At 37.0% G+C, this 10,488-nt stretch carries 11 protein-coding genes and 1 pseudogene; 2 read left to right on the forward strand and 10 right to left on the reverse strand.

Going from position 1 to position 10,488, the window contains the following annotated elements:
* Positions 1 to 136 precede the first annotated feature (136 nt).
* Positions 137 to 520 carry a YkvA family protein gene (locus Q8G36_RS25910; protein ID WP_305161373.1) on the reverse strand — a complete coding sequence of 128 codons (384 nt, stop codon included), beginning with the start codon at positions 518 to 520 and terminating at the stop codon, positions 137 to 139.
* Between the two features lie 300 nt (positions 521 to 820).
* Positions 821 to 1,222 carry a YybH family protein gene (locus Q8G36_RS25915; RefSeq protein ID WP_305161374.1) on the reverse strand — a complete coding sequence of 134 codons (402 nt, stop codon included), beginning with the start codon at positions 1,220 to 1,222 and terminating at the stop codon, positions 821 to 823.
* 235 nt (positions 1,223 to 1,457) lie between these two features.
* Here Q8G36_RS25915 and Q8G36_RS25920 point away from each other — a divergent pair, with 235 nt between their 5' ends.
* Positions 1,458 to 1,682 carry a hypothetical protein gene (locus Q8G36_RS25920; RefSeq protein WP_305161375.1) on the forward strand — a complete coding sequence of 75 codons (225 nt, stop codon included), beginning with the start codon at positions 1,458 to 1,460 and terminating at the stop codon, positions 1,680 to 1,682.
* Positions 1,683 to 1,755: 73 nt separating this feature from the next.
* A complete protein-coding gene (locus Q8G36_RS25925; RefSeq protein ID WP_305161376.1) occupies positions 1,756 to 2,553 on the forward strand; it encodes a CobW family GTP-binding protein in 798 nt (265 codons plus the stop codon).
* A gap of 128 nt (positions 2,554 to 2,681) precedes the next feature.
* Here Q8G36_RS25925 and Q8G36_RS25930 read toward each other — a convergent pair whose 3' ends face one another.
* The 8 genes and pseudogenes from Q8G36_RS25930 to Q8G36_RS25965 form a co-directional block, all read right to left on the reverse strand.
* Positions 2,682 to 3,542: an amidohydrolase family protein gene (locus Q8G36_RS25930; RefSeq protein WP_305161377.1), complete on the reverse strand. Its 861-nt coding sequence runs from the start codon at positions 3,540 to 3,542 to the stop codon at positions 2,682 to 2,684.
* Between the two features lie 522 nt (positions 3,543 to 4,064).
* A complete protein-coding gene (locus Q8G36_RS25935; RefSeq protein ID WP_156324934.1) occupies positions 4,065 to 4,223 on the reverse strand; it encodes a hypothetical protein in 159 nt (52 codons plus the stop codon).
* Between the two features lie 1,028 nt (positions 4,224 to 5,251).
* Complete coding sequence (locus tag Q8G36_RS25940) at positions 5,252 to 6,028, reverse strand: DeoR/GlpR family DNA-binding transcription regulator (protein WP_305161378.1); 777 nt, start codon at positions 6,026 to 6,028, stop codon at positions 5,252 to 5,254.
* 300 nt (positions 6,029 to 6,328) lie between these two features.
* Entirely contained in the window at positions 6,329 to 7,078 is a 750-nt protein-coding gene (gene tatC / locus Q8G36_RS25945) for a twin-arginine translocase subunit TatC (protein WP_370694087.1), read from the reverse strand.
* A gap of 56 nt (positions 7,079 to 7,134) precedes the next feature.
* Positions 7,135 to 7,323: a twin-arginine translocase TatA/TatE family subunit gene (locus Q8G36_RS25950; RefSeq protein WP_305161380.1), complete on the reverse strand. Its 189-nt coding sequence runs from the start codon at positions 7,321 to 7,323 to the stop codon at positions 7,135 to 7,137.
* A 301-nt stretch (positions 7,324 to 7,624) separates the two neighbouring features.
* Positions 7,625 to 9,049: an amidohydrolase gene (locus tag Q8G36_RS25955; protein WP_305161381.1), complete on the reverse strand. Its 1,425-nt coding sequence runs from the start codon at positions 9,047 to 9,049 to the stop codon at positions 7,625 to 7,627.
* Positions 9,050 to 9,489: 440 nt separating this feature from the next.
* Positions 9,490 to 10,011 (reverse strand): annotated as a pseudogene (locus Q8G36_RS25960) (M20/M25/M40 family metallo-hydrolase); the annotation flags it as partial.
* A gap of 322 nt (positions 10,012 to 10,333) precedes the next feature.
* Positions 10,334 to 10,488: cation:dicarboxylate symporter family transporter (locus Q8G36_RS25965; protein WP_305275269.1), on the reverse strand; the 155-nt coding region annotated here is incomplete at its 5' end.

The raw sequence follows: 10,488 nt of genomic DNA on the forward strand, positions 1-10,488 counted from the left end.
TAAAATGTGATCAATAACAAGATATTGATTCTTCTCTTTTCTCCTCAATACGACTTAACTAGGGACCGTCTCTTCACCATCCTGCCCCGATAAGCTGCATGCAAAAAAGAGCTGATGAACAGCTCCTGGTCATAAGTTAAGCATTGAGTAAGCGATAAATATAAATCATTGCCCATATTAAAATTAAGCCCCAAATCAATACTATTATCGAACCGACTATCCAATTCTTCGGCTTACCATTTTTCATCATTTCTTCTGCCTTACATTCACAGTCGGATAGAACAGTCTTTGGTATCATCTTTAATGCAATAATTATCCCTAATGGAACAAGAATTACATCGTCTAAGTAACCAAGAATGGGTATAAAATCGGGTATTAGGTCAATTGGACTGAATGCATATGCTACAACACAAGCCGTAAACACTTTTGCATACAAAGGCACCCGTTCATCTTTACAAGCAAAGTAAAGGATATAAATCTGTCGTTTTAAATTACTCGTCCAAGTCTTAATTTCAAACATTTTATCTCCTAATTATAGTTAAGATTATTTTCCACTTAGATAAAATAAAATAGACACAATAAACCATAACAAATATACATAATCGTATAAGCCAAAAAGTGATTCCTATTTTTTCATGATAAGAAAAGTTAGTACGAATTACCAATGTATATGCCCTCGCTGCATTATACCATTTCATCATCACTTCTATCGATTTTTTCATTAGCTTTTTGTTTTCTCTTTCAAAATGCCTCAGTTACATACTGATGTAATCTAGTTGAAAAAAAATAAAAAGCCGCCATATACGGCAGCTTTCACCTATTACTTCAATTCATCAATTATTTCAGCACCATAAGAGTTGTCGATTATGCATCGCCATTTACCCGAGGAATCCTTTTTAAAAACATATGTCGCAGTTCTTTCCATAGAAAATTCGGAATCGTCCTTTTGATTGGCACTTAGCTGGGCTTTTGCCACAACCAATGCCGTATCACCCGTTTCGATTATCGCCATCTTTTCTTGATTGACGATTAAACTATGATTAAAGTATTCAGCGATAGCAATGAATGCCCGCCGGATTTCCTCTTTCCCTTTTGCTAATGTTCCGGGTTTGACAACTAAAGTCGCATCCTCTGAATAGAACTCCATTAAATGATCGAAATCCTCATTATTTATTGCCCTATCCGCATTTTTTATGACTTGTTCCAGCTCATGACTCTGCATATTCACCCTCCTTTTCAGCTTCTCTTAATTAGACCGCTCTTTTACTAATTAATGTTCGACTGCCATGATGGGGTATCCTGCTCATATAGTGAATAAGAAAAATAAACAAAGTAAGAATGAAATACAATGGTGCCATCCCTGCTCCCTTCCTTCACCCTATTAACAAGAAGCCTTCTTAAGAACAATGTCCATTTATCGAATTAAAGGGTACAACTCGCACACGTTGTAATGGAAGATGCATGATAAGTGCGTTGTCATCGCCTATCCCAAAGGAACTTGGTATAAGGATTTAAAACCTGAGGATATCTCCCCCTTCGTCGATTCACTCCTTGCTAATGAGGATTATACAGAAAAAGTAAGCCACTCATTCCTTGGGGATGGTTTTGAACGCGCAGAAGGAGTTGTCGCCGGGGTTACAAAAGACAAGGAAAAAGTAATCAGAGTATCTAAAATAAAATAAATGGAGAGAAAAAATATGACTTTAATCGAAACAAACAAAATCCCGGTCACCATTTTGACTGGATAAAACTACGATGAACAATGGTTGCATCTGTTGTACGGTTCGTGGGGATTTAATTCGCATCCTACGAACTCTGGTTTTTTCAAGTGAACAGGGGCAGACAAAATTCAATCGTGTTTTGATTGAGACAACGGGTTTAGCTGATCCGGCACCTGTTGCCCAGACCTTTTTTATGGATGAATTACTATCCGAAAAATTCGAAGTGGACAGTATTGTCACTGTAGTAGATAGCAAGCATGTTACAAAGCATTTGGATAGTCATGATGAGGCACAAGAGCAAATTGCTTTCGCTGATGTGATTATTCTAAATAAAACGGATTTAGTATCTGATGACGACCTGAATACGTTGGAGCGAAGACTTACCAACATGAATCCTGCAGCTAAGAGAATGCATGCTCAAAATTGCAATATAAATTTAAGAGATATTTTAGGAATTAATACGTTCGATGTGAATCGCAAGCTTGAAATCGACCCTCATTTCTTAGAAGATCATCACCATCACCATCATGATGATAAGGTATCATCGATTGCCTTTCGTGAAGAAAAGCCACTCGATTTCGATAAGATAAATGAATGGATGAGTTACCTTGTTCAAGAAATAGGGGAAGATCTTTTACGGTATAAGGGCATTCTTCATATACAAGGAATCCAACAACGAATAGTATTCCAGGAACTTCATATGTTATTTTCAGGAAGACCAGATCGGAAATGGAAAGACAGTGAAACAAGACTAAGCGAACTTGTTTTTATTGGAAAGGACTTAAATAAAGATGAGTTAGAACAGCAATTTAAAAATTGCATAGCAAACTAACGGAAAGAACCCGATGTAGAGATTAGCTGAAAATTTTCAGTTAATCTCTACATTCACAATGAAAAGGGAACTTCCTTACCCCACTTAGCTAAATAATCTTTTAACTGATCTATTGATAGAGTTTTGAATTAATCAATCAATGCTAAAAAGTTTTTTCCAAGTATATATTCCTTTTGGTTATCAGGAATTTGAAGTGAATCAACCCAACTTTTCTTTGTCAAATAGTCATATTCATTAAATTTTTTCATTCCATATGGTCCGTCGCAGCCATAAAGAACTTTACGATATCCTAAAGATTCCACTGCCTTCTTTACAATAGATGGATTAAGATAATCACTTGAGGTATCAACAAATACATTAGGTTGATTCTTAACGTAGTTCCATAGTTTTTTCCAAAAAGGAAGACCGGCGTGAGCATAAATTAATTTAAGTTCAGGGTAATTTTCAGGTAAGTACTTATAGGAGTCTGGTTCTGAAGATAGATGAATAATCATAGGTATACCTTTTGTTTCACACATAGCTGCAACTGGATCAAGTGCCTTAATACTATATTCATGCATGAATGGATGAGCTTTCACTCCAATAAAACCAGGTTTATTAAGATATGATTCTACCTCTTCCACTGATACATGAATCATAGGGTTAACTGCTACCCAGCCTAGAAACCGGTCTGGAAATCGATCAATTGCAGTGGCAACAATATCATTGTCCGGCTTGGTGAAGATCTTGTATGAATTTCCATAAAGTTTCAAATAGCCATCCTTTACTAGACCATCATAAATTCCGAGCCCAATTTGAGGTACATTTAGAATTAGAAAACGGAATAAGTGTTGTAAACCTTGTTGAAAAATGCTATCCAATTCAAACATTGTTCCGTTCATGGGGGCAATTAGCGCTGTTTTGGTTACATCATTTTTATCCATACCCTCTATCATTTTTTCTAGAGTCAACATTGTTTCATCCACATGAAAATGGCAATCAATAATCATTTTAATCCTCCTTCGAATTAAACTATCTTAATTGTATGATCAAACCACTTAACTGTATCACCATCCATGACCGAACGAAACTGCTTCTTTAGCACCTTAAGAAAAAGAGCTGCCCATGCAACTCCCTAATAGAAGAAAAAACGCTTAGATTAAGTCATGAAGTTGGTTTTTATCTTAAATGGTTTTGTGTAAAAATATTCTACTAATGCCTTAATCTCACGGCTTTCAGCTCGTTCGATATGGCGGCAGTAGCTGTAAATGGTAGAGGAACCTACGGAATGCAAGCGAAGCATAGTCATACAGGTAGTCGTTATCGCATCATTTAATGCGGCAGCGATACGTACATGTAAGGAAGCGGTTCATTCCTTTCTGTACAGTCTGTAGTGCTACCGCACGAATTATGTTCAATAAGAAAAAGCGTCCATACATTCTTGTAGAGCCGCCCCATTTTAAAAAATTCGGATGGTAACAAACAAAATGAACTAATCGTTCAAGTCGGGTATTCTTAAAACAAGAAAATAATTATTCCATCATCTTCCTCATATTCTGTATCTCTATATTAATCTTCCGTATTTGCTTGTCAATTTCATCAATTTGAAGGTCAGTGGCTCCTTGTTTTCTTTTTTCCAACAGTTCATCTCTTAATCTTTTTAAAAAAACCACTCTACCTAACAAGCCCATCTCATACCCACCTTTGTTTATAAATTTCTTTAACCAAAGAGGACTAGTATAAATTTTTTACCTTTCTGGACCATTGCCTCACATATTTCCCCATTCATTTTTCCTTTATAACTAATCACTTCAATCAAAAACTCTTTCCTGAGATTTAGACAGACTTAATAGAAGGCATTTTTTTAAATATAATTGGTAATGGAAAAAAAAGCAATTAGTATGTAAGGTTAAATAACATAGTTTCATTGACCATATTCATCAACTAATATATTTTCTGGTTTAACTAGTACAATGAAGGCCTTTTTAGTAACCATCAAATTATATCGACCGAGGGATAATTCTTATTTTCCAAATGCAATTTATCTCTAACTGAAAATGGAAAAGGACGATTAATTACAAATAATCAATAGAATTGATCATTACTTTCAACACCCATCGCGGAAAGAACAAGATGATACCCCGAAATTTAAAAATGAATTTTAATTCCTGCATAACGCTTATAAAAAAATGAGCCGTTCGTGTACTTTTACGAACAGTAGCAAGAATGCTATACCGCCCATCTCGGAAATATTATATGCTAAGAAAATTCCAATCTGAAAAGTCGATCTCCTCTACTGTAAGGAATTGACTAAAAAAAGAGCACCTCTTGGGCGCTCCTTTTCATGATTATTTTTTCAACGTGATTCACAAACATATCTTGTTGCTTTTCGTTCATCACTATTTCAGGCTGTCGTATATTCTCTAATTAAGCATTATAAACGGCTGCTTTTAGTTAATATAATCAACAGTATGTAAACGATTGATCTTATACACTCTCAAAAATTGTATCAGAGAATATGAATTTGGAAATGTTCATTGCTTAACCAAACTAAAACCCACGAGTATCTTTTTATGATTCTCAAATAAGTTTCGATGCATAACAGATTGACCCACCGCAAGTATTGTTCAGGTTAGCTTAAAAAGCGGAATTTTAAAGACAACTGATACTTTATATATCTAGGGAGTAGCTTTTAAAATCGATCCCCTTTTTCTATTACTCAATAGTCTCGCTCATGACCTGGAACTACAATCACTTCTACCACATGTTTATTTAGGATTTCCTGCATGTTTTTTGGTACTTCTTTGTCTGTAATCACTATATCAACGGAGTCTAAGTCACATACCTTTTGAAAAAAAGTTTTATTGAATTTCGTTGAATCTGCAATCACAATGACCTGGTCAGAACGCTTAATCATTTCGTGAACGAGGAGGCCTTCTTCCTCGATGGAAGTAGACAGTCCTTCAGAAGATATTCCGCAAGTACCAATGATGCATTTATTCACCTTATAATCCTGTACATCTCTAATGGCTCTTGAACCATAAATGGCTTGGTGTCTAGTGCTTAATGTTCCACCTAATAAATTAACTTTTATATCTTCTCTTTGGCTTAATACACTGGTAATGTTAATTGAATTAGTCACGACAGTGTTGTTCCGGCTCGTTAAATATTTAGCTAAAAATTGAACTGTTGTAGAGGCATCCAAAATAAGATGATCCCCGTCATTTATCAAAGAAGCTGCAAATTTTCCGATCTTAGCTTTAGCTTCCGATGCCATGTTCATACGCTCACCATAATTATGGACTTCATTGGAAAGCAGAGCCTTTTTCGCCCCACCCCGTATTCGAATGATCTTCCTCTTCTCTTCTAAAATTATTAAGTCTCTTCTGGCCGTATCTTTAGATACATTATTTATTTTACAAATTGTTTCAATATCAATCCGTTCATGTTCGTTTAAATATTGAACAATGGCGTCTAGTCGTTCATCCTGCAGCATGATCTCACCTCATAGATTTAATTATAAGTTAATCCAAGTTTTATCACAACGAAACATGAATTATATTAAGGATAATTAAGCTTTCGAGGGTAGATTAAATACTGAACACAGTAATCAATATATTTTGTTAACAGAATTCCAAATCGGGATAGTCAGCCAGGGATTAAACATCTTGGTAAAAGCCCACTAAATTATAGATATTTATATCCCGACTATAGGAAAGGTGTATTGCGTGATGAAAAAACATTACCCTTAAAATGGAGATTCCATTTAACTTGAAGGACAAGTGCTAGGCACTTTTTAGACAGATTCATAGATCTCTTTTTCACCTTCTTTTTCCCTTTGATGTCGATTATATACGAATTTAGATAAGCTGACACTGCTTTCATATAAGAGTAATAAAGGTATCGTAACTAGGATATCTGATAGAAAGTCTGGTGGAGTAATCAAAATTGAAATAACTATTAAAATAAAGTAAGAATATTTCCTGATTTTTTGCAAACGGTATGGATTTATAATTCCTAAACTTGTTAGAAACATAATTACAACGGGCATTTCAAACAGAAATCCAAAAGGCAATGTCATATGAAGCATAAATCGGAAATATTTCTCCGTTGTAAAGAAAGTAGTAAACATGTCGTTTGATAGGGACATTAAAAAATTTAGTACAAGAGGAAATAAAATAAAGTAACCAAAACTGATTCCTAATATGAATAGAATAAATAGCGCTGGAATATAAGCACTAGTAACTTTCCGTTCTTTTGGTGTTAACGCTGGACGTACAAACAGCCAAACTTGGTGCGCAGCAACCGGTATAGTAGCCGTAATGGCAACGACGGAGGCAATAATTAAATAAACAAGTATGATATCACTCGGTCCTAACAGAGCTAGCTTAAACGGCAAATCTTTAACTATGAAATTATAAATATCTTGAACATATATAAATGTCAGTACGAGGAACAGTAGGAAAACAGCTAAAGTGATAATAATACGTTTACGTAACTCCTCAAGGTGCTTAATTATGCTCGTTTTTTGATTTTCCAACTTCATCACTCCAGGAAAAAAAGATGTAAGACAGTTCCTACATCCCCTCTTCATTTATTTGATTAGTTTTCTTTCTTTTTGGTCACATCTGCATTTGTGTCATCTGCTACAAGCTCTCTAGTAGACTTTTTAAACTCTCTTAATGTTGAGCCAAATGCCCTTCCTATTTCGGGTAATTTAGAAGGACCGAAAACAATTAGGGCAATCACTAAAATTAGCATCAATCCTGGCATTCCAATATTTTGAAGCATAACTTCCCCCATCGGTATTTATATTTTGTAATTCCTTTAAAACGTTAAACGCTTATCAATTTTAGAGTAGCTTAAGCAAAAAATCAGTTTAGGATCCATATTCTTACCCAGTGTTTCATCCTTGTATTCCGATTGAAAATTTGAGGAGATGATCCGAGTCGCTATATAATATTGAAATTATCACGCTACTTAGTTTTGAAACTCTTTCTCACTCAAACTAATGTACGTTACTGGTGCTCATAGGACCCATCCCCAATTTTTTTATCAGGTTCATTAACAATATCCTGCCCATTTGTTACTATTAAGGATTTGTTGTCTTAGGCTTTACCCTATCAAGTGAACCCGAAGACAGAGTTCCCTTATGCAATACGGCAGCACGCTTAGGCAGGCGGGCTACGGCTTCGGCCGAGCAGCTTGCTGGAACGAGTACGGCGGTCGCGGCATCGCCAACCTTTGGCCATATTTGCTTGCCGGACTCGTCTAACGGTGTAATGCCACCGGTAGCAAGGGAAAGTGATCGAGACAGGTTGTATTCGTTTGACCACCCATACAGATCTGCAGCGAGATGTGCCTTCTGCAGCGTATCGCCAATCCCGAATGGTGACCAGTGATCCGTAATACTATCATTACCAAGCATGACGTTCACCTTCTGCTTCTGAAGCAGCGGAATCGGCATTACGTCTTTGCCGATTGGAACCGTTGAGGCAATGGAGATACCCAGCGATGCAAGGCGGTTTGCCATTTCTACGTCCGCGCCAACCGCTAACGAGGCCAGCGAGAACGCATGACTGATCGTCACTTTTCCCTGCAGACCGGCTTCCTCAGTCAAATCAGCCAATCGACGAATTGCCTTCAAACCCGTTTCGCCACCTTCATGAAGGTGAATGTCAATACCCGCTTTGTAGTCCACCGCGATTTGTACCATCGTTTGCAACGATTTTTCCATATCCCCATCAACTAAGGTTGGATCAAGTCCGCCAACATGTGTAACTCCGAGCTGCATGGCGTCTCGTATCAGTCCCTCTGCATTTGAACGCAGCAAGCCATGTTGAGGGAAGCCAACGATTTCATGTGATATTTTATCTGAATAGTTCGCTAAGGCGCGATTGAGTTTCTCAAGATTTTTAATACCAACGACTGGATCGATGTTGCAATGGCTTCTGACATATGTCGAGCCGTAGCCGAGAATTAGTTCAATTAATTTTTCCGCACGCTCTTGGGCTGTTGGGAGCAGCTCCAGTAGCAGCGACTGCTCCAAGGTAATCATGTCAAAAATGCCATTTTTCCTCGTCGCTGCCGCTCGCCAAGGACCGCCATAAAAGGTTTTATCCAAATGAATATGCATATCTCTAAAAGAAGGAAGTAACAGCATGCCTTTCGCGTCGTAGCAATCGATACCTTTTGCATAAGGGGACTTAGTATCTAGTATTCTGGTAATGATGCCTTTAACAATATGGAGGTTCCTCAATACGGTTTCGGTTGCTACGACCTGGCCATTGTTATACTTGTATCCACTTTCCAATCGAACATTCATCAATATGTAGGAACTGTTCTTTCCTGGTTTTTTGGTGTTATGGCCAGCCTTCTTCTCAGCATCCGCACTTGCCGTCTCAGGCATGAATAATCCCATTGTGTCCGTGACACCGAGAACAGCGGAAGCGCTTCCAATTTTACAGACGTTACCTATAAACTTTCTGCGGGACAAACCATCCTTTTCCTGATTCACCTGTAAAATCCTCCTCTAGTACTTTTGTATTTTAAGAGGGTCATGATTATAGACTTCATTGGAGAACTTTTTCATATCTCTTCTAGTGGTGTTTTTGGATTTATATTTATTTAACAAATTGTTTCGATATCAATCCATTCATATTTGTTGAAATAGTCCTCGTCCAGTTACATGATTTCACCCTATAGATCCAATTATAAGTCTATTTAGTTTTAAAGGCAATGAAATATGCATTAATTTAAGTCGATTTAAGTTTTTGTGGGTTGGTTTATTGATTTCTCACTTTTAATTCGACAAAAGAAATCTTGGTTATTTCATTCCTTGTTAATGGAAATCAAAAAGGAATGGTAAAATCCATTCCCTTCTTGACTGTATGCAAAGCCCTTCTGGCGTTCAAACACCCTTTAGTAATTACCGTATTCCCTCTTTTATCCAGTCCGTTATTCGTTCAAATATGCCCATGCATATTGAGCATAAAGTTCAGCACCAGTAGCAAGCGCATCTTCGTCGATGTTGAATTTCCCGTGATGATGGGCCCATTCCGTATCTTTTTCAGAGTTTCCAGATCCGACTAAAGCGAAGCTTCCGGGTACTTCATCTAAATAGAAGCTAAAGTCTTCTCCACCCATTGTTGGCTTTTCATTATATATTGCGCCTTCGCCAAACGCATTTGAGGCCACTTTTTGCACTAATTTGGCACTGTATTCATCATTGATGACAGCTCGCCTTCCATAATAGTATTCAACCTTTGCGGTCGCACCGTAAATGTTCGCAACATTTTCAGCATAAACCTGGAGCTGTTTTTCAATATGGTCACGTGTTTTATGATCAAAACAACGGACAGTCCCTTCAATAACGGCATTTTCTGCAATCACATTAAATCGTGTGCCCACGACCATTTTTCCAACGGTCAAAACAGCGGGATTTTGTGGGTCGACCGTTCTTGATACGACAGACTGTACTCAAGTTTTAATACTTCTATTTTAAAACAAAAAAGACTGACTATAAATAGTCAGTCTAAAGGTGACGTCAGGTGCTTCCTCACGTCTTATATATATTATGCATGTGTTTGGACAATCGTTACTCTATCTATTAATTTATGACTATTACAATTTTTTTCTTAGTCAAACACCTCATCCTTTATGCTAATATATCGTCTGTCACTCGGTAAGTAGAGATAGAGACAAGTTTGTGTTCAATGTTATTAAAATTAAACATTAAACAGCAAGATCCTTATCCAATGTTTAGTAAGTCACCTTAGTCATTAAACTTGGTCTTGCAACATTAAGCGACTTCATTTCTCACTTCATTAAATTGACCTTCCCATTTAGAGATGACGATTGCTGCAAGTGAATTACCGATAACGTTTACTACTGTACGTCCCATATCAAGAATACGGTCGATACCGGCAATAAATGCTAGACCTTCAATAGGAATAC

The sequence above is a fragment of the Peribacillus frigoritolerans genome (genome assembly GCF_030676415.1).
Taxonomy (GTDB): domain Bacteria; phylum Bacillota; class Bacilli; order Bacillales; family DSM-1321; genus Peribacillus; species Peribacillus frigoritolerans_A.